17 protein-coding genes and 1 tRNA gene are annotated in these 18525 nt (G+C 66.7%); 9 read left to right on the top strand and 9 right to left on the bottom strand.

What is annotated here, in order from left to right:
* The first annotated feature begins 32 nt into the window (after positions 1-32).
* The 5 genes from H1S04_RS08670 (at position 33) to H1S04_RS08650 (ending at position 4529) form a co-directional block, all read left to right on the top strand.
* Complete coding sequence (locus tag H1S04_RS08670; RefSeq protein WP_181745088.1) at positions 33-656, top strand: sugar transferase; 624 nt, start codon at positions 33-35, stop codon at positions 654-656.
* A complete protein-coding gene (locus tag H1S04_RS08665; protein WP_181745087.1) occupies positions 653-1564 on the top strand; it encodes a methionyl-tRNA formyltransferase in 912 nt (303 codons plus the stop codon). The genes H1S04_RS08670 and H1S04_RS08665 overlap by 4 nt, the downstream gene beginning before the upstream one ends.
* On the top strand, positions 1561-2247 hold the full coding sequence (locus H1S04_RS08660; protein ID WP_181745086.1) for a PIG-L deacetylase family protein: 687 nt from the start codon (positions 1561-1563) through the stop codon (positions 2245-2247). The genes H1S04_RS08665 and H1S04_RS08660 overlap by 4 nt, the downstream gene beginning before the upstream one ends.
* Positions 2244-3419 (top strand): DegT/DnrJ/EryC1/StrS aminotransferase family protein, encoded by a 1176-nt coding sequence (locus H1S04_RS08655; protein WP_220185110.1) that lies wholly within the window; start codon positions 2244-2246, stop codon positions 3417-3419. The genes H1S04_RS08660 and H1S04_RS08655 overlap by 4 nt, the downstream gene beginning before the upstream one ends.
* A 69-nt stretch (positions 3420-3488) precedes the next feature.
* Positions 3489-4529: a response regulator gene (locus H1S04_RS08650; RefSeq protein WP_181745085.1), complete on the top strand. Its 1041-nt coding sequence runs from the start codon at positions 3489-3491 to the stop codon at positions 4527-4529.
* Positions 4530-4532: 3 nt separating this feature from the next.
* Here the strand turns inward: H1S04_RS08650 and H1S04_RS08645 are convergent, their stop codons facing one another.
* Positions 4533-5705, bottom strand: a complete 1173-nt coding sequence (locus H1S04_RS08645) for a glycosyltransferase family 4 protein (protein ID WP_181745084.1) — start codon at positions 5703-5705, stop codon at positions 4533-4535.
* Between the two features lie 124 nt (positions 5706-5829).
* Here H1S04_RS08645 and H1S04_RS08640 point away from each other — a divergent pair, with 124 nt between their 5' ends.
* Complete coding sequence (locus H1S04_RS08640) at positions 5830-7089, top strand: hypothetical protein (protein ID WP_181745083.1); 1260 nt, start codon at positions 5830-5832, stop codon at positions 7087-7089.
* Here the strand turns inward: H1S04_RS08640 and H1S04_RS08635 are convergent.
* From H1S04_RS08635 to H1S04_RS08610, 6 genes are all read right to left on the bottom strand, one after another.
* The gene (locus H1S04_RS08635) at positions 7074-7982 is read right to left on the bottom strand and encodes a sulfotransferase (protein ID WP_181745082.1); all 909 of its coding nucleotides are present in this window, start codon (positions 7980-7982) and stop codon (positions 7074-7076) included. The genes H1S04_RS08640 and H1S04_RS08635 overlap by 16 nt on opposite strands.
* A gap of 112 nt (positions 7983-8094) precedes the next feature.
* The gene (locus H1S04_RS08630) at positions 8095-9057 is read right to left on the bottom strand and encodes an ABC transporter substrate-binding protein (protein ID WP_181745081.1); all 963 of its coding nucleotides are present in this window, start codon (positions 9055-9057) and stop codon (positions 8095-8097) included.
* A gap of 22 nt (positions 9058-9079) precedes the next feature.
* Positions 9080-10045 (bottom strand): ABC transporter permease, encoded by a 966-nt coding sequence (locus tag H1S04_RS08625; RefSeq protein ID WP_181745080.1) that lies wholly within the window; start codon positions 10043-10045, stop codon positions 9080-9082.
* Positions 10042-11535: a sugar ABC transporter ATP-binding protein gene (locus tag H1S04_RS08620; protein ID WP_181745453.1), complete on the bottom strand. Its 1494-nt coding sequence runs from the start codon at positions 11533-11535 to the stop codon at positions 10042-10044. Before H1S04_RS08620 ends, H1S04_RS08625 begins: the two co-directional genes overlap by 4 nt.
* Positions 11532-12647: a Gfo/Idh/MocA family protein gene (locus tag H1S04_RS08615; RefSeq protein WP_255435488.1), complete on the bottom strand. Its 1116-nt coding sequence runs from the start codon at positions 12645-12647 to the stop codon at positions 11532-11534. The genes H1S04_RS08620 and H1S04_RS08615 overlap by 4 nt, the downstream gene beginning before the upstream one ends.
* Positions 12644-13702, bottom strand: a complete 1059-nt coding sequence (locus H1S04_RS08610) for a sugar phosphate isomerase/epimerase (protein ID WP_181745079.1) — start codon at positions 13700-13702, stop codon at positions 12644-12646. Before H1S04_RS08610 ends, H1S04_RS08615 begins: the two co-directional genes overlap by 4 nt.
* 118 nt (positions 13703-13820) lie before the next feature.
* Between H1S04_RS08610 and H1S04_RS08605 the strand changes: the two genes are divergently transcribed.
* The gene (locus tag H1S04_RS08605) at positions 13821-14825 is read left to right on the top strand and encodes a LacI family DNA-binding transcriptional regulator (RefSeq protein WP_255435487.1); all 1005 of its coding nucleotides are present in this window, start codon (positions 13821-13823) and stop codon (positions 14823-14825) included.
* A gap of 3 nt (positions 14826-14828) precedes the next feature.
* Here H1S04_RS08605 and H1S04_RS08600 read toward each other — a convergent pair whose 3' ends face one another.
* Both H1S04_RS08600 and H1S04_RS08595 read right to left on the bottom strand, forming a co-directional pair.
* Positions 14829-16334 carry a phospholipase D-like domain-containing protein gene (locus H1S04_RS08600; protein WP_181745077.1) on the bottom strand — a complete coding sequence of 502 codons (1506 nt, stop codon included), beginning with the start codon at positions 16332-16334 and terminating at the stop codon, positions 14829-14831.
* A gap of 121 nt (positions 16335-16455) precedes the next feature.
* A tRNA-Leu gene (locus tag H1S04_RS08595) sits at positions 16456-16540 on the bottom strand.
* A gap of 181 nt (positions 16541-16721) precedes the next feature.
* On the opposite strand from H1S04_RS08595, the gene H1S04_RS08590 reads away from it, so the two are divergent.
* Together H1S04_RS08590 and H1S04_RS08585 are read left to right on the top strand one after the other, a co-directional pair.
* Complete coding sequence (locus tag H1S04_RS08590; protein WP_181745076.1) at positions 16722-17708, top strand: complex I NDUFA9 subunit family protein; 987 nt, start codon at positions 16722-16724, stop codon at positions 17706-17708.
* 1 nt (position 17709) lies between these two features.
* Positions 17710-18510, top strand: coding sequence for an undecaprenyl-diphosphate phosphatase (locus tag H1S04_RS08585; protein ID WP_181745075.1), 801 nt, complete (start codon positions 17710-17712; stop codon positions 18508-18510).
* Positions 18511-18525 lie beyond the last annotated feature (15 nt).

The following is an 18525-nucleotide window of genomic DNA, read 5'->3' as shown; positions in this document are numbered from 1 at the left end:
TTTTGTAGATTTTCTATCGGCAGGTTTGAAGCGTGAAACGGTACCAGGAAGTTTTTGTGGTCTCCATTCTGTTGTTGGCGTCCGTTCCAATTCAACTTGCCGTTGTATTTATTCTGCGTTTGCAGCTTGGCGCACCCGTCATGTTTCGGCAGATTCGTGCCGGAAAGAATGGTCGCAATATCGTGGTGCCGAAATACCGGACAATGACGGATGCGCGCGATGCTGCCGGTCAGTTGCTGGCGGACGATCTGCGCCAGACCCGACTCACCCGGTTGATCCGGCGGCTGCGCTTTGACGAATTGCCGCAGCTGTGGCTGGTGTTGCGCGGGCAGATGGCGCTGGTGGGACCGCGCCCGCTGCTGCCGGCGACGGTGGGGGGATTCGGGGCGCTGGGGCGGCTGCGCAACTCGGTCGCGCCGGGGGTGACGGGCTGGGCGCAGGTCAATGGCAACACCCGGCTGTCCAATGCCGAAAAGCTGGCACTGGATCTGTGGTATGTCGGCCATCGCAGCCCCGAACTGGACCTGCGCGTCATGGCAGAGACCGTTCTTGTCCCGCTTCGCGGCGAGATCCGCGACCTCGACCGGCTGCGCGCCGCCACCGAATGGGCCGAGGCGCGCTTTGGCGCGGCACTGGAACAGGCGGCCGCGGGATGAGGGCAGTCTTCATCGGGGCGGTCGAGGGGTCGGCCATCGGGCTGCTGGCGCTGTGCGACGATGGACTGGAACCCGATCTCGTCGTCACGCTGCCGCTGGAAAAATCCGCGGCGCATTCCGATTTCGCCGATCTGGGGCCGATCGCGCAGGCCCATGGCATCGCCCTGCATCGCACCGCCCGCAGCGACGATCCGGCGCTGATGCAGGCGCTGGCCGACCTCCGACCCGACCTGATCCTGATCATCGGCTGGTCGCAGCTTGTCGGACCCGAGATGCTGGCGCTGCCGCGCATCGGCGTGCTGGGCTTTCACCCTGCACCGTTGCCCCGGATGCGCGGCCGGGCCGTGATCCCCTGGCAGATCCTGACCGGGCAGCGGCAGGGTGGCGCCACGCTGTTCTGGATCGGCGAAGGCGTCGACGACGGGCCGATAGCCGCGCAGGCGCTGTTCGACATCGACCCCGACACCATCACCGCACGCCAGCTTTACGACCGCGCGGTGTCGGAAATGGCCGGGCTGCTGCCGCCGCTTCTGCGCCAACTCGACGCGGGCGAGGTTCCAGCAACGCCGCAGGATCACGCCCAAGCCAGTCTCTGCGCCCGCCGCCGGCCCGAGGATGGCCGCATCGACTGGACCCGCCCGGCGGCCGAGATCGAGCGTCTGATTCGCGCCGTAGGCCCCCCCTATCCGGGCGCCACGACCGCCACCATGCACGGTGACGTGGTCACCATCACCCATGCCCGTCTGCATCCGCGTGACGGCTATTTCATCGGCATGCCGGGGCAGGTGCAGGAAATCTGCTGTGGCTGCGTCACGGTCATGTGCGGCGATGGCCAGTGCCTCGACCTGCTGGCCTGGCAGGGCGCGGGCAGTCTGGCCCGACATTCTCTGCTTGGAAGGGGAACATGAGCAGTCTGATTGCACAGGACGGCCCGGTGCTGGTCATCGCGCCGCATCCCGACGACGAGGTGCTGGGCGTCGGCGGCACCATGGCGCGGCTGTCGGCTGCCGGCGCGCAGGTGCATGTGGCCATCGTCACCACCGGCCGCGCCCCCCGTTTCGACGCCGCGCAGGTCGCCGCCGTCAGGGCCGAGGCCGCCGCCGCCCATGCCCTGCTGGGCGTGGCCGAAACCCATTACCTCGGCTGCCCGGCGGCCGAGCTGGGCGAATACGCCCATGCCGATCTGAACCGGGCGATTTCCGAAGTGGTCAGCCTGGTCCAGCCGCGCACCCTGTTCGTCCCCCATCCCGGCGACATCCATCTGGACCACCAGCTTAGCTTCCTGTCGGCGCTGGTGGCCTCGCGTCCCTATCAGCAGGATTATCCGGCGCGGATCTTCGCCTATGAAACGCTGTCGGAGACGAACTGGAACGCGCCCTATCTGACACCGGGCTTCCTGCCCAATCTGTTCATCGACATCTCGGACACGCTTCAGCGCAAGCTGGATGCCTTCGCCCGCTTCGAAAGCCAGCAGAAGCCGGCCCCGCATGAACGCTCGGTCGCGGCGCTGACGGCGCTGGCGACGCTGCGCGGGGCGACGGTGCATCGCCATGCCGCCGAAGCCTTTGTCACAGTCAGGATGGTGGAATGATGCAACGCCCGCAGACATGGCCGGTTTTCGACGATGAACAGATCGAAGCGGTGACCGAGGTGCTGCGCTCGGGTCGGGTCAACGCCTGGACAGGCCCCGATGTGCGCGCCTTCGAAGACGAGTTCGCGGCCCATAACGGCAGCGTCCATGCGATTGCGATGGCCAATGGCTCGCTGACGCTGGATGCGGCGCTGCGCGCGCTGGATCTGCAGCCGGGGGACGAGGTGATCGTCAGCCCGCGCAGCTTCGTCGTCTCGGCCAGTTGCGTGCTGCTGGCGGGCGGCCGCCCGGTCTTCGCCGAGATCGACCGCGACAGCGGCAACATCACCCCCGAAACCATTGCCGAGCGGATCACCCCGCGCACCCGTGGCATCATTCCGGTGCATCTGGCCGGCTGGCCCTGCGACATGCCCGCCATCATGGCGCTGGCGGATCAGCACGGGCTGTGGGTGATCGAGGATTGCGCCCAGTCCCATGGCGCGCGGATCGGCGACCGCCCGCTCGGGGGGTTTGGGACGCTCGGCTCCTATTCCTTCTGCCAGGACAAGATCATCTCGACCGGGGGCGAGGGCGGCATGATCGTCACCGATGACGAGGCACTTTACGACCGGATCTGGAGCTTCAAGGACCATGGCAAGGACCGCGCCCTGGTCTTCGCCCCCGACCCGCCGCCGGGTTTCCGCTGGCTGCACGCCGCCGGCCCCGGCACCAACCTGCGCATGACCGGCCCTTCGGCCGCCATCGGCCGGGTGCAGCTGCGCCGGTTGCCGGAATGGCGGGCCACCCGCGCCGCCAATGCGGGCCGGCTGGCGGCGGCGCTGGGGGCCTCCGATCTGTTGCGCATTCCGCAGCCGCAGCAGGGGCTGACCCATGCCTGGTATCGTTTCTATGCCTATCTGCGCCCAGATCGGCTGGCCCCCGGCTGGGACCGCGACCGGGTTCTGGCGGCGGTGAACGCGCGCGGCCTGCCGGTATTTTCGGGCAGCTGTTCCGAGATCTATCTGGAACAGGTCTTTGCCGGTCCCGGTAACCACCCCGAGGCGCCGTTGCCCATCGCCCGCGAACTGGGCCAGACCAGCCTGGCCTTTCTGGTCGACCCGACCTGGACCGCCGCTGAACTGGACGCCATTTCCGCGGGCCTGCTGGAGGTGCTGGCCGATGCAAGCGCCTGACCACCCGCCAGCATCCCGCATGACAGGAGGCTGATTCTGGACAGTTTGACGCCCCTGCGCAAAAGGCGGGTGCTGGTGTGCACCGCCGATCCCGATCTGCAGATCCACGTCGGCAACGGGCTGGCCCATCATGGCTTCAGTGTCGCCTCGGTTCAGGATCACGCCTATGCCTTGACGCTGCTGCAGGAGAATATCCCGGATGCGATGCTGTGCGATCAGGCCCTGCCGGGTCATGACGGCATGGTGCTGCTGCAGCAGATCCGCCGCGACAGGCCCGATCTGGCGGAGATGCCGATCATCGTGATCTCTGAATTCGGAGAGCGCGCCGATATCGTCGCCGGCAAGCTGGCGGGGGCGGATGACTATCTGGCCAAGCCGGTCGATATAGACCTGCTGGTCGCCTCGCTGGAAACACAGCTGCGCCAGATCGCCCGCGTCCGCGCGGGCGCTGTCACCCGGCAGCAGGCCGCGGAGGGCTCGCCCCAATTGCTGGCCTGCCAGGCACTGATGGACCGGCTGTCCTTCGGGGTGGAGCTGTTCGACGCCCATGCCCAGCTGATCTTCAGCAACCGGCTGGCGCGCAGCCTGTCGCGCACCAATACCGAGGCGATCCGCGCCTGGATGGTCCGTCATGTCGGGGCGTCCGCGCGCGGGCCGACGCGCTTTGGCCGGCCGCGGCCGGGCGTGCTGGATTTCCGCATGATCCCCACCGGCGTGTCGCGCGGCAATGCGGCCCAGCACCTGTTCGTCGTCACGCTGGCCCTGACCCAGTCCGACGAAGTCGAGACCATCTTCGCCGCCGCGATCTTTCCCTCGGCCCACGGGGGGGCGCTGGGGTGGCGGCTGGTGGCCGATGCGATCGGCCTGACGCCGACCGAGACGCGTCTGGCGAGCCTTCTGGCCGAAGGACTGCGGCTGGACCAGATCGGCGAGCTGATGGGCATCGCCAAGCCGACTGTGAACTACCACCTGCGCAACATCTATCAGAAAAGCGGCGCCTCGCGACAATCCGAGGTCATCAACCTGCTGCGCGCCGTCCACCTGGCCGAGTTGCCGGGCACTGGCCCCGGCAACGGCAACGGCAGCGGAGAGGCGCCGGGCCGCGACTGACTCTCAGGCGCGCGGGGGCGACAGCCGGTCATAGATCTCGGACATCTGGCGGATATGGGTCTCGCGCCCGTATTTCGCGGTGACATCGGTGCGGGCTGCTTGGGCGATACGGTCATAAAGACCGGGCGTTTCCATCAATCGCCGCAACGGCGCGATGAAGGCCGCCGGGCTTTCGGGTTCCACCAGAAAGCCGGTCTGGCCGTCGGTGATCGCCTCGGGATTGCCGCCATGGGCGGTGGCGATGACAGGTGTCCCCAGATGCATCGATTCGATCAGGGTGCGCCCGAAAGGCTCGTTCAGGGCCGTCACCAGGCTGACATCGACACCGGCCATATAGTGCGTCAGCGGGCTGCGGAAGCCCATCAGGTGGATGTTCGGCGCGATGCCCGCCGCCGCCGCGCGTTCGGCGCAGCGCCGGTTCAGCGCCGAATGGGTCTCGACCTCGCCGCCGAACAGCAGGCCATGGACAGGACGGTCGGGCATGGCGCGGGCGATCTCGGCCACCGCCTCGACGAAGCGGGTGGGCTTCTTGCGTTCGGTCAGGGTGCCGAACCAGCCCAGCAGCAGGCTGTCGGCGGGCAGGCCCATCTCGGTCAGGATGGCCTGACGCGCGGCGGCTTTGGCGGGGATGGCGGCGCTGAAGTCGAAGGGGCTGCGCACCACGGCGAAGCGGTTGTCGATATTGCGGATCGGGGCCGCCGGTCGTGCGAAATACGAGACGCTGACGATCTGGTCCGATAACAGCGGCGCCAGCTTGTTGACCCCGAAGGCGCGCGGGTCCTGACGGTGGTGCCACAGGTGCCGGCGCCCGGCCAGCCGCGTGGGCAGCGCCCAGTTGGTGTGGATGCGCCCCTCGTTGGTGTGGATGATCTGCGGGTCCAGCCGGCGGATCTCGGCCACCATCCGGCGCAGGTTCACCAGCGCATAGCGTGCCATCCCGACATCGCCCTTGCGCGGGCTGTTGCGGCTGCGCAGCAGCGGCAGGTTCTCGGCGATCTCGAAATCCAGACCCAGATCCGCCGCATATTCCCCCACCCGTCCGGCGTGCTGGTGCAGCAGGATCATCGGCGCGAAGCGGTCGCGGTCCAGCCCCGCGATCAGATCCAGCGCCGAGACATGGCTGCCCCCCAGCCCGGTATTGCCGGCGAAGGGAAAGAGGATGCGGGTAGGCGACATGGTGGCTCCTTCCGGGGGCGGCTGTCCCGACCCTAACATGCCCAGCCCCCCCGACAACCGCCTTGCGATGTGATCGGACGCGCCGCATAATCCCCGGGATGTCTGCATGAACGGGTCCAGGGACGTGAGTGATTTTACGTTTGCGCCCGAATTGGCGGGAGAGCGTGCCGCGCCGCGGCCAACCTTCTGGCGCGCCGACCTGATCCTGATGGCGGTGGCGGTGTTCCTGTCGCCGATGAACTATCTGCGCGCCAGTTTCGCCTATGTCACGCTGAGCGATCTGTTCCTGCTGCTGGCGCTGCTGCTCATGTATGCGCAGGGGCGGTTGCCGCTGATGCCGTTCGGCCGCGCCTCGATCGTGTGGTATTGCAGCGTCTTCATGCTGGCCTTCGGGCTGCTGGCGGGATCGGCCATCCATGGCGATCTGGTCGCGGGGCTGACGGTGGTGGCGCAATACTGCTTTTCGCTTCTCGTGGTGCCGATGCTGCTGTTGCAGCGCCCCCGCGCCGAGGTGCTGTTCCTCATCAAGGTCTTCGTCGCCGCCATGGTCTTCGTCATGCTGCACGGGGCCTGGTACATGGCCTATGCGCCCAAGGATTTCCGCTTCGTGACCCCCAGCGGCCGGCTGGCCTCGCTGGTCGAGCGTGAAAACGCCGCCGCCGCCCTGACCGCGATCGCCATCACCTTCAGCCTGTGGCTGTATTTCATCCGCCAGATCCGCCTGCCGATGCTGATCGTGATCATCGTGCCGCTGGCGCATGGACTGTTGCAGACGGGATCGAATACCGGCTTCTTCCTGACCGTGATCGGCGCGATCTGTCTGGCGCTGCTCAGCGGGGCGATCCGGCTGCTGCTGGGCATGGCGGTGGCCGGGGCGGCGCTGATCTTCGTGACGCTGATGTGGGGCGAGCTGTTCTTGCCCGACATCTTCGTCGAGCGCGTCCTCGGCGCGCTGGAGACCGGCAACATGGACGAGGCCGGCACCTTTTCCGACCGCATGTATCTGATCCGCGAGGCTTACGGCATCACCCGCGGCACCATCTTCCTGGGGCTGGGCGCCGATCAATACCGCACCATCAGCGCCTTCGGGGCGCCGGTCCACAACACCTATCTGCTGCTGCTGGCCGAGGGCGGCCTTATCAGCCTGCTGGGCCATTTCGGGCTGATGGCAACGGGGATACTGGTCGGCCTGCCGCTGCTGCTGTCCAAGCGGGCGCGCTGGTATGGCGTGCTGACCGTCACCACCGTCATCATGCTGGCGCTGGTGCAGAACGGACTGGCGCATTTCTACGCCCGATTCTGGGCGGTGCCGTGGTTTCTGGCGCTGGCGATCAGCCTTGCCCCGCCCGAACCCGAGGAGGCGTGGGATCACTCATATCCATAGCGCCGCATCCGTCCGGCGGTGATCCGTTCGACCTGCGCGCGCGCGGCCGGGGCCATGCGGTCCTGCCAATGCAGGTCGGCCTTTAGCGCCATCGGTCCCGACATGCGGATGCGACTGCCGGCGACCTGATGCTCGGCGGCGATTGGCTGGCCTTCGGCAATCGCCGCGCCGCGCTTGGCCAGTTCGGGCAGGTCCACAGCCAGCCCGATCAGGGCCAGCGTTTCCGCCGGATGGGCGACGAGATCCTCGTATCGGATGCGGATTGCGCGGGTCTCGGGCAGGCGGCGCATCAGCGCGTCGGCCCCGGCGTTCACATAGCTCCAGCGCAGGGCGGTGCGCCAGGCGGGATGGGCGCGGATGCGCTTCTGCACGCCCGCCTCGGTGTCGATCTTCATCGGCTTTGACATGGACCAGGCCACCGCACGGGGATCGCGGACCAGATGGATGGCGCGGAAATCCAGCCCCGCATCGGCCGCCGCCGCCGCCAGCGCCAGCGCCCGGCCGGGGGCTTTGGAACTGTCCAGCAGCACTGGCTGGCCGCGATGGGCGGCGGTGATCCGCAGCAATGCCAGCGTCTGCTGCGCATATTGCCGCGCCGTTGTCCCGCCGAGGATGCGGGCCGGGGCGACCACCGGTTCGATCTTCTGCTGCAGGCGGGCATGGGCGGCCGGGTCGATGCCGCCGGCCAGCCATTCCGCCATCACGCCCGACCACAGGGGACAGGCGCGCACCCGGTTGTGGCAGGCGCAGAATTCGTCATTGGGCCAGACATGGCGGCAGATGGTCGACATCTCGCCGGCGCCGAAGACGTCCGGGTGGCTCGACAGCATCATGTCCAGCAGGGTCGATCCGCTGCGTCCGTAACCCGCAACATAGATGATCTTTTTCAGCATTTCCGGCCCCGTCCCGACTGCCCGCCCAGCATGGGCCGAAGCGCGCATGGCGGCAAATGAAAACGCCGGGCAAGCGGGTGCCCGGCGTCGTGTCCTGCGTCGCCTGCCCGGATCAGAACGGGCTGTCGGGGAAGTAGAACGACTCGGCGTTTTCGGGGGTGATCAGCTGGCTGCTGATGATGTAGCGCCCGGTCATCGGTGCATTCGACACGAAATTCAGCGCCGTCATCTCGATCGCCGAGGAGATCAGCGCCGGCGGATAGGTCACGTTCACCGGCAGCTGCGGGTCCTTGTCCATGATCCGCTTGATGATGTCCTTCATGCCAGCGCCGCCGACGACGACCATCTGGTCCTCGCGGCCGGCCTGGGCGATGGCTTCCAGAACGCCCACCGCCATGTCGTCATCGGCTGCCCAGACGGCGTCGATTTCCGGGTATTTGGCCAGATAGTCCTGCATGACGTTGAAGGCGTCGTCGCGGTTCCAGTTGGCATATTGCATATCAAGGATCTGCTTGTCGGATCCTTCCAGCGCGGCCTGAAATGCCTCGACCCGTTCGTTGTCCAGCGTGGTCGGAATGCCGCGCAGCACCACGATCTTGCCGCCCGCCTTCAGATTGTCGCGGAAATATTCGCCCGCGACGCGGCCGAAGGCGGCGTTGTCGCCGGCGACATACAGATCCTCGATCCCTTCCTCGGAAAGGCCGCGGTCGACGACGGTGACGAATTTGCCCGCCGCCTTCACCTGCTTGACCGGATCGGTCAGCGGCTCGGATTCGAAGGGCAGCACCACCAGTCCGTCGATGTTGCGGGTGGCCAGCATGTCTTCGATATCCGAGACCTGCTTGCCCACGTCCGGCGCCGTGGCCAGCACGAATTCCAGGTTCGGATAGGTCTCGCCCAGCCGCTTGATGGTGTCCTGCGCGTGCCAGTTCAGACCGCCCATGAAGCCATGCGTGGCCGAAGGGATCGACACCCCGATCACGACCTTTTCCGCGTCCTGCGCGAAGCCCGCGCCGATGGTCAGCGACAGCGCCGCCGCCGCCAGCGGCAGTTTCATCAGATTGCGACGTTTCATTCCACTTCCTCCCCAAAAACCGCTACTCTGCGGTGCGTTTTTCCCGCTGCAACACCACAGCAAGGACGATGATGACGCCCTGAATCGCCCCGTTCAGGTAGGGGCTGACAAGGTCCGTCAGGTTCAGGATATTGTCGATCATCGACAGGATCAGGACGCCCACCACGGTGCCCCAGACCCGGCCCCGGCCGCCTTTCAATGCGGTGCCCCCGATGATGACGGCGGCGATCGCCTCCAGCTCCCACAGGACGCCGGTGGAACCGGAGGCCGAGCCGAGCCGGGGCACATAGAGGATCGTGGCGACGCCGACCAGGACGCCCAGCAGCACATAGGTGGCCAGCCGGACCCGTTCGACATCGACGGCGGAATAGCGGGCGACGCGGTCATTCGACCCGATCGCCTCGACATGGCGGCCGAAGCGGGTGTGGCGCATGGTCCATTCGCCCAGCACCGCGGCGATGGCGAAGACGATGATCGGCCAAGTCAGCCAGCCGAGGCCGCCGAAATAGACCGGCCGATAGATGCTGCGCAGCCCCGAATCGAGGCTGAGCGTGCCGCCATCGGCAAGCCAGGTCACCAGCGACCGGAAGATCCCCATGGTGCCGAGGGTGACAATGAATGCCTCGATCCGGGCCTTGGTGATCAGCGCGCCATTGACATACCCGGCGGCGATCCCGCCCAGCAGCGCCACGCCCATCCCAAGCAGGATGGTGCCCCAGCTCTCGCCGACGATCGGCACCAGCGCATTCATCGCCATGATGGTGATGCCGGCCAGAAAGGCCGCCATCGACCCCACCGACAGATCAAGGCCGCCCTGTGTGATCACAAAGGTCATGCCGATGGCGATCAGCCCGATAAAGGCCGAACGCGCCAGCACGTTGGACAGGTTCGCCGGGGCGAGAAAGGCCGGGTTCAGCAAAGCGCCTAGAATGAACAGCCCGATCAGGGCGATCAGCGGCCCCCAGACATGCAGGTCGATACGTTTCACGCGGGCTCCTCCTCGCGGTCCAGCCCCATGGCGAGGCGAACAATGTTTTCTTCGGTAATGGCCGCGCCTTCCACCTCGCCGGCGATGCGGCCCATGCGCATGACCAGCACCCGGTCCGACAGGCCGATCACCTCGGGCAGTTCGGACGAGATCACGATGACCGCCTTGCCTTGCCGGGCAAGCGCGCGGACGAAATGATAGATCTGCTGCTTGGTGCCGATATCGATGCCGCGCGTGGGTTCGTCGATGATGACGATTTCGGGGCCGGTCAGCATCGTCTTGGCCAGCAGAAGCTTCTGCTGGTTGCCGCCCGACAGTGCCCCCGTCCGCATCTCGTCCGAGGCGGCGCGGATGTCGAATTCCTTGCGCGCGCGGGTCATCTCGGCCTTTTCGCGCTTGGGATCGATGCGGAAACCCCACATATCCAGCGCCGAAAGCGTCAGGTTGACGGGCAGGTTCTTGTCCAGCAGCAGCCCGGCTTCCTTGCGATCCTCGGTCAGATAGGCCAGTCCCGCGGCGCGGGCATCGCGCGGGCTGCGGATCTGCACCTGCCGGCCGCCGATGCGGATTTCCCCGGTCGCGGGACGCAAGCCGACGATGCCTTCCGCCAGCTCGGTGCGGCCCGATCCGACAAGGCCCGCGATGCCCAGCACCTCGCCCTTGTGCAGCGTCAGGGAGACATCCTTGACGAGGTTCTGGACGTTGAGGCCGCGCACCTCCAGCAGCGTCTCGCCGGTGGTGGTGTCCTTGGGCGGGAAGATGTCGGTCAGTTCACGCCCGACCATGGCGGCGGCCATGCCGTCCTCGGTCATCTCGCCGCGCAGCGAGCGTTGGACAACACTGCCGTCGCGCAGCACGGTGATGCGGTCGGCAAGGCGGGACACTTCGTCCAGCCGGTGCGAACAGAACATCAGCGCCACGCCTTCGGCGCGCAGCCGGTCGACCTGCGCATAAAGCGCCTCGACCTCGCGATGGGTCAGCGCGGCGGAAGGTTCGTCCATGATCAGCACGCGCGCCTTGCGCGACAGCGCCTTGGCGATCTCGACCATCTGGCGGTCGGGCACCGACAGGTCGCGGATCAGCGCTTCGGGGCGGATGGAGGTGTCCAGCCGGGCCAGCAGCTCTGCCGTGGCGGCACGCATGGCGGCATGGTCCAGCCCGAGGCCCCTGGTGATCTCGCGGCCCAGGAAGATGTTTCCCGCCACCGTCAGATCGGCGGCCAGGTTGAATTCCTGATGGATCACCACGACGCCCTGCGCCTCGCCCTCGGGGCCGCTGTGATAGGTGACCGGCGCGCCGTCCAGCAGCACCCTGCCCGTAGTGGGGGCAAGATAGCCGCCGAGGATCTTCATGATCGTCGACTTGCCGGCGCCGTTTTCGCCGATCAGCGCGTGAACCTCGCCCGTGTGCAGGGCCAGATCGACGCCGTGCAGCACCTCGACCGGGCCGAAGCTTTTGGTGACCTTCTCCAGTGCCAGCACCACCGTCATGGCTTCACCTCGACCCACGCGCCGTCACGCGCTGCACTGTCCTGTGCTGCGAAGATGAAGGCCATGCCGGACAGGCCGTCCCGGATGCCGGGGATGCGGTCCAGATGCCTGTCATCGCCCCGGATCACCTCGGCGATGTCGCGATAGAGGTTTGCGAAAGCCTCCAGATAGCCTTCCGGGTGGCCCGAAGGCGTGCGGCCCGAATTCGAGCGGTCGCGCGCCCGCGTCATCCGCAGGGCCTGGCCGTCCTTGCCGGTGAAGATCAGCGCCTCGGGGTCCTGCAGCCGCCATTCCAGCGCGCCTTCGGTGCCGAACAGACGCAAGGACAGCCCGCCCTCCTGACCGGCGGCGACCTGACTGACCCAGATGCCGCCCTTGGCGCCGCTGGCATAGCGCAGCGCGATGCGGGCATCGTCGTCGACGCGGCGGCCTTCGACCATGCTGGACAGATCCGCCGAGAGCGAGGCCGGTGTCTGGCCGGTCACAAACTCGGCCAGTTGCCAGGCATGGGTGCCGATATCGCCGATCGCCCCGGCGCCGGACCGCGCCGGATCGGTGCGCCAGTCGGCCTGCTTGCTGTGCACATCATCCGACAGCCAGCCCTGCAGATATTCCGCCTGCACCAGCCGCAGCTTGCCGATATCGCCATCGGCGACCATGGCGCGGGCCTCGCGCACCATCGGATGGGCGCAATAGTTATGGGTCAGAAAGAAATGCGCCGAGGAGCGCTTGACGGCCGCCGCCAGCGCTTCGGCATCCTCGCGCGTCGCGGTCAGCGGCTTGTCGCAGATGACGTTGATGCCCGCGTCCAGAAAGGCAATCGCCACCGGTGCATGCAGGTGGTTCGGCGTCACGATGGCTACGGCGCGGATGCCGTCGGGGCGGGCGGCCTCGGCCCGCGCCATTTCGCGGTAATCGGCATAGCTGCGGGCGATCCCCAGCGCCCCGGCCGAGGCCGCGGCCCGCGCCGGGTCCGACGACAGCGCGCCCGCAACCAACGTGAACTGGCCGTCCATGCGCGCGGCGATGCGGTGAATGGCGCCGATGAAGGCGCCGTCGCCGCCGCCGACCATTCCCAGCGGGACAGGATCCTGGGGGGCTGCCGTGCTCATGCTTCCAGCCCCAGGGCGCGGCGGTTGGCGCCGTCGTCGCTGCCTTGCGCGGCGAAGTCGTCAAAGGCGTGTGGTGTGGTGCGGATGATGTGCTTCTTCACGAATTCGGCCCCCTCCCTTGCCCCGTCCTCGGGGTGCTTCAACGCGCATTCCCATTCGACCACGGCCCAGCCGGGGAAGTCGTATTGGGTCAGTTTGGAAAAGATCCGCCCGAAATCAACCTGCCCGTCACCGGGGCTGCGGAAGCGTCCGGCGCGGTTCACCCAAGGCTGAAAGCCGCCATAGACGCCCTGCCGTCCGGTCGGCCGGAACTCGGCATCCTTGACGTGGAACATGCGGATGCGGTCGTGGTAGAAATCGATGTGCTGGATGTAGTCCAGCTGCTGCAGCACATGATGCGAGGGGTCATACAGCATATTCGCGCGGGCATGACCGTTTACGCGATCCAGAAACATCTCGAAGGTGATGCCGTCAAGCAGATCCTCGCCGGGATGGATTTCATAACAGACATCGATGCCGTTTTCCTCGGCCAGATCCAGCAGCGGACGCCAGCGCGCCGCCAGCGTGTCGAAGGCGGTCTCGACCAGCCCCGGCGCGCGCTGCGGCCACGGATACAGATAGGGCCATGCGAGCGCGCCCGAGAATGTCGCCATTGCGTCCAGCCCCAGCAGTCGGCTGGCGCGGATGGTCTTGGCGACCTGATCCACGGCCCATTCTTGCCGCGCCTGCGGATTGCCGCGCAGAGGGGCAGGGGCGAAGGCATCGAAGGCCGCGTCATAGACGGGGTTCACGGCGACCAGCTGGCCCTGAATGTGGCTGGACAGTTCCGTCACGGCGACCCCGTTCTGCGCGGCAATGCCCAGAAACTCGTCGCGCCAATCCTGCGAGGCGACCGCGAGGTCCAGATCGAACAGCCGCGCGTCGTTGCTGGGCACCTGCACGCCGGAATAACCCAGCGAAGCAGCCCATTTGGTGATTCCGTCCCAGCTGTCATATGGCGCGGCATCACCCGCGAATTGCGCCAGAAACAGGCCCGGCCCCTTGATGGTGCGCATATCTTCCTCCCCGATGCGCTCAATCAATACATGGTTTGTAATCGTTTTCAAGTATGGTTTTTCCGTATTGAAAACGATTTCATTCCGGCGCAGTCTCGTCGCACACAAGAGGCGGAATTTGACCGATCGACCCCATCATCCTGTCCGGCTCGCCGATGTCGCCCGTCATGCGGGGGTGTCTTCGGCGACGGTCAGCCGGGTGCTGTCGCGCCCCGAAATGGTGACCGAGGCCACCCGAGCGGCGGTGATGGCGGCCGTCGCCGCCACCGGCTACCGCGTCAATCTGGCGGCGCGGAACCTGCGCAAGCAGCGCACCGGGGCAATCGTGGCGCTGGTGCCGAATCTGGGGAATCCGTTCTTCGCGCGCCTCCTTTCGGGGATGGGGCACGAGCTGATGGCCGAAGGTTATGACCTTTTGGTTGGTGACACGATGGCGACGGGCGGCCGCCACCGGGCGCTGCGGCGCTTTCTGGACACCTCGCGCGCCGACGGCATCATCCTGCTGGACGGGCAGGTCACCGCCGCCGATCTGGCCAGCCTGCCGGGTGCGCCGCCGCTGGTCACGGCCTGCGAATGGATCGAAGGCGCCGACCTTCCGCGTATCGTGCTGGACAATCAACGCGGCACCGAGCTGGCGACCGGGCATCTGCTGACGCTGGACCATCGCCGCATCGCCTTCATCGGCGGACCCGAGGTGAACGTGCTGCACCGCGCCCGGCTGGAGGGGATGATTCGCGCCCTCGGCACCGCGCCGCCGGGATATGCGGGCGATTTCACGCTGGCCGCCGGTGCCCGCGCGGCCGGAATCTGGCTGGCCGAGGACCCTGCAACCCGCCCCACCGCCATCGTCGCCTTCAGCGACGAACTCGCCGCCGGCTTCATGGGCGAGGTGCAGCGCCATGGGATCGCGATCCCGCGTCAGGTCTCGGTCGTCGGGTTTGACGGAATTGACTGGGGCGCGCATCTGCCGACCCCGCTGACCACGATCCGCCAGCCCAGGCACGCGATGGGCCGCGTGGCCGCGCGAACGCTGCTGGCCCATATGCGTGGCGGGGGCGATCTGTCGACCACCCTGACGCCGGAGCTGGTGATCCGCGCCTCCAGCGGGCGGGTCTCCGGTTAGCGGTCAGCGCCCACGCCGGCGTTGCCACCAGACCAGACCGGCCGCGATCGCCGCCATCCCCATCATCACGTGGCGCGAGGTCAGCCCCAGCCGCGCCTCGGCGCTGCGGCGATAGCGCGGGTCGAAAAAGCGGGTATCGGCCAGCCATTTGCCCAACAGGCTTTCGCGTCGCGGCAGGATCGGGCGCAGCCCGCGCCCCTGCGGGCGATTCAGCGCGTCGATGGCGGCGATCACGCTGCCTTCGGCGTCGATCCGGGCGGCCACCTCGGCCGGGTCGCGGCCAAGATGCTCGGCCAGCAGGCTGTCGCGCAGATCCCGCATCGTCTGGCGGTCGGTGGCGTTTTCCCCCACCAGCGCCACGTCGCATTCGGTGTCGAACCCCATCGAGCGGCGGTCGATATTGCTGGAGCCGACCCGCAGGAAGGCGTCGTCGATGATCGAGACCTTGGCATGGACATAGATATCCTGCTCGTCATCGTTCACCGGATAAAGGATGCGGAAGCGGTCAAAGCGGTCCTGTGCCGCCAGGTCGCGGATGAAGCGGCTGCGGGTGACATGCATCGCCTCATCCTCGATCGCGCCCTGGGCGGCGCGGGGATTGATGACGATGATCTCGGGACCATCCGGCTCCTCCAGCCGGGCGGCGATGGCCTGCGCGATTTCGTCCGAGGCGAAATATTGCGACTCCAGATAGATCACCTTCTGCGCGGCGCGAATGCTGTCCAGATACAGCGCCTCGATCTCGGCGATCACCGGCTGGGTGCGGGTGGGAGGCGCCGTCCGGGCGATGGCTACCGGGATGTTGCGGAACTGAGGCTTCAGCGCCTTGGGCCAGCGGTCCTGACCGGGCAGGAAGGGTTCGTCCGGCGGCGTGCCCTCGGCACGTTCCCAGCGGATGCGACACAGCCCGCTGAGCGCGGCGGCCGCCGGGCCGCTCATCACCGTCGCCACATCGTGCCAGGGCTGGGCGATATCGCCGTTCTTCAACTGACGCAGCGGGTTATCGGCAGCATGGGCGCCGGTGTCCCAGCGGCCATCGGTCACATCGATGCCGCCGCAGAAGGCCAGCGAATCGTCGATGACGGCGATTTTCTGGTGATGGCTGGCACCGATCGGATGATGGCCGTCAAAGGCCAGGTGCACCTGGTCAGGCGACAGCAGCTTGATCCGTGCGGCCGGAAGCGCGCGGCCGGGGGCGATAAGGGCGCCGCCGCTCCATTTCAGCAGATAGATTTCAAGCTCCGGGTTGCGGTCGACAAGCGCATCCAGAAATGGCCCCATCTGATTCGGCAGGCCGTCTGGGGCGATGCCGTCGTCATCGCTGTCGCCCGGCAGCATTTCGATTTCGAAATCGAAGTCCCAGCCGACCAGCATCACCAGCCGCTCGGCCCGTTCCAGCGATTCGCGCAGCACGCGAAAATAGTCGGTCCCGTCGATGATGGTGGTAAATTTGGCGGCGGTCGCCACCCGCCAGCAATTTTCGCCGGGGGTGAAGGTCAGCTCGGTCATGATCCTTATCGCGCATTGGAGTTGTGATGCGGGAAAACCCGGCTGGTGCCGATTGGGTTCCGGTCGACGCGAACAGGTTGAAAATGCAAAAAACCCGCAGCGGCGAGCGCTGCGGGTTTTTTGGTGCCCAGGAGAGGACTCGAACCTCCACGCCTTGCGGCACACGGACCTGAACCGTGCGCGTCTACCAATTCCGCCACCTGGGCAGGTGCCGTGAGCGGGGTGATTAAGGGCAGTCGCCGGGGGTGTCAACGGCCATTTTTTGCAAAAAATCGCTTGGGGTGAAAAAACCAGCGACGCTGTCCGGTTCAGTTTCGGGCGCGGTGCTTGCCCGACCCGGCCGCGCGCGTTATCAGCGGAGGCAAAGCCGCGCAAAGGGGGCAGCTCATGTCGAAGATCGTCACGATTTATGGCGGATCCGGGTCGCTCGGGCGTCAGATCGCCCGCCGGATGGCCAAGGAAGGCTGGCGCGTCCGCGTTGCCGTGCGTCGTCCCAGCGAGGCGCTTTTCGTGCGCACCTATGGCGCCGTGGGCCAGGTCGAGCCGGTGCCCTGCAATATCCGCGACGAAGCCTCGGTCCGCGCCGCCATGGCCGATGCTGATGCGGTCATCAACTGCGTGGGCATCCTGGTGAACGAGGGCAAGAACCGCTTCCGCCCGGTTCAGGTCGAGGGCGCCGAGCGCGTCGCCCGTATCGCGGCGGAAAACGGCATCACCAATTTCGTCCATGTCTCGGCCATTGGCGCCGATCCCGATTCCGCCAGCCAATATGCCGCCACCAAGGGCGAGGGTGAGGCCGCCGTGCTGCGCCACCAGCCCGGTGCGGTGATCCTGCGGCCTTCGGTGATCTTCGGGCCGGATCACGGCGTTTACGGGCGGTTCGCCTCGCTGGCCGGGCTGGGGCCGGTCATGCTGATCGCCGGGGGCAAGACGAAGATGCAGCCGGTCTATGTCGAGGATGTGGCCAATGCCGCGGTGAAGGCCGTGCTGGGCAAGGCCGCACCGGGGATTTACGAACTGGGCGGCCCCGAAGTCCTGACCCTTCGTCAGATGGTCGCGCAGACGCTGGAGAAGACCCAGCGCCGCCGTGCCGTTGTCAACCTGCCGTTCTGGGCGGCGGGGCTGCTGGGGGGGGTGTTCGACATCGCCTCGGCGGTGACCGGCGGTCTGCTGACGAACCGGGTGCTGACCCGCGATCAGGTGCGGTCGCTGCGCAAGGACAATATCGTGGCCGATGGCGCGCGCGGGCTATCCGACCTGGACATCCAGCCGACGGCATCCGGGGCGGTGATCGGCGAATATCTGTGGCGCTTCCGGCCCGGCGGTCAATACGCCGACATGACCGCTTCGGCCAAGAACCTGCGCCCGAACTGACATGAACGATACCATCGTCGCCGGGCTTCTCGGACTGCTGGAAGGCCTGACCGAGTTCATCCCCGTTTCCTCGACGGGCCACATTCTTCTGGCCGGGCATTTTCTGGGCTTTGACAGCCCCGGCCGCGCCTTCGAGGTGCTGATTCAACTGGGCGCGATCATGGCGATCCTGGGCGTCTATGCCGGCCGGCTGGTGCAGATCTTCACCGCCGCCCCGCATGATCCGGTGGCGCGCCGCTTCATCCTTTCGGTGCTGCTGGCATTTCTGCCCGCCGTGGTGGTGGGCGTGCTGGCGCATGATTTCATCAAGACGGTGCTGTTCGAGACGCCGATGCTGATCGCCATCATGCTGATCGTGGGCGGCGTCATCCTGCTGTTCGTCGACCGCTATGCGCCGCCCCCGACCGTGACCGAGGTCGAGGACATTCCCCCCTCCACCGCCCTCAAGATCGGGGTGGTGCAGTGTCTGGCGATGGTTCCCGGCGTCTCGCGCTCGGGTGCCACGATCGTGGGTGCGATGCTGATGGGCGTCGGCAAGCGCGCGGCGGCCGAATTTTCCTTTTTCCTGTCGATGCCGACCATGGCCGGCGCCTTCGTCTACGATCTGCTGAAGAATCGTGATATTCTGGACGCGCAGGCGATGGGGAACATCGTCGTGGGCTTTGTCTGTGCCTTCATCGCGGCGGTGTTCGTGGTGAAATGGCTGCTCACCTACGTGTCGAAACATGGCTATGCGCTGTTTGCCTGGTGGCGAATCATCGTGGGCACCCTTGTTTTGCTGGCGCTTTCTGCAGGTATGTAACGCGTATTGACCTAT

The sequence above is a fragment of the Paracoccus sp. S1E-3 genome, assembly GCF_013868135.1.
In the GTDB taxonomy this organism is placed as follows: domain Bacteria; phylum Pseudomonadota; class Alphaproteobacteria; order Rhodobacterales; family Rhodobacteraceae; genus Paracoccus.
This window is presented reverse-complemented; position numbering and strand designations above follow the sequence as displayed.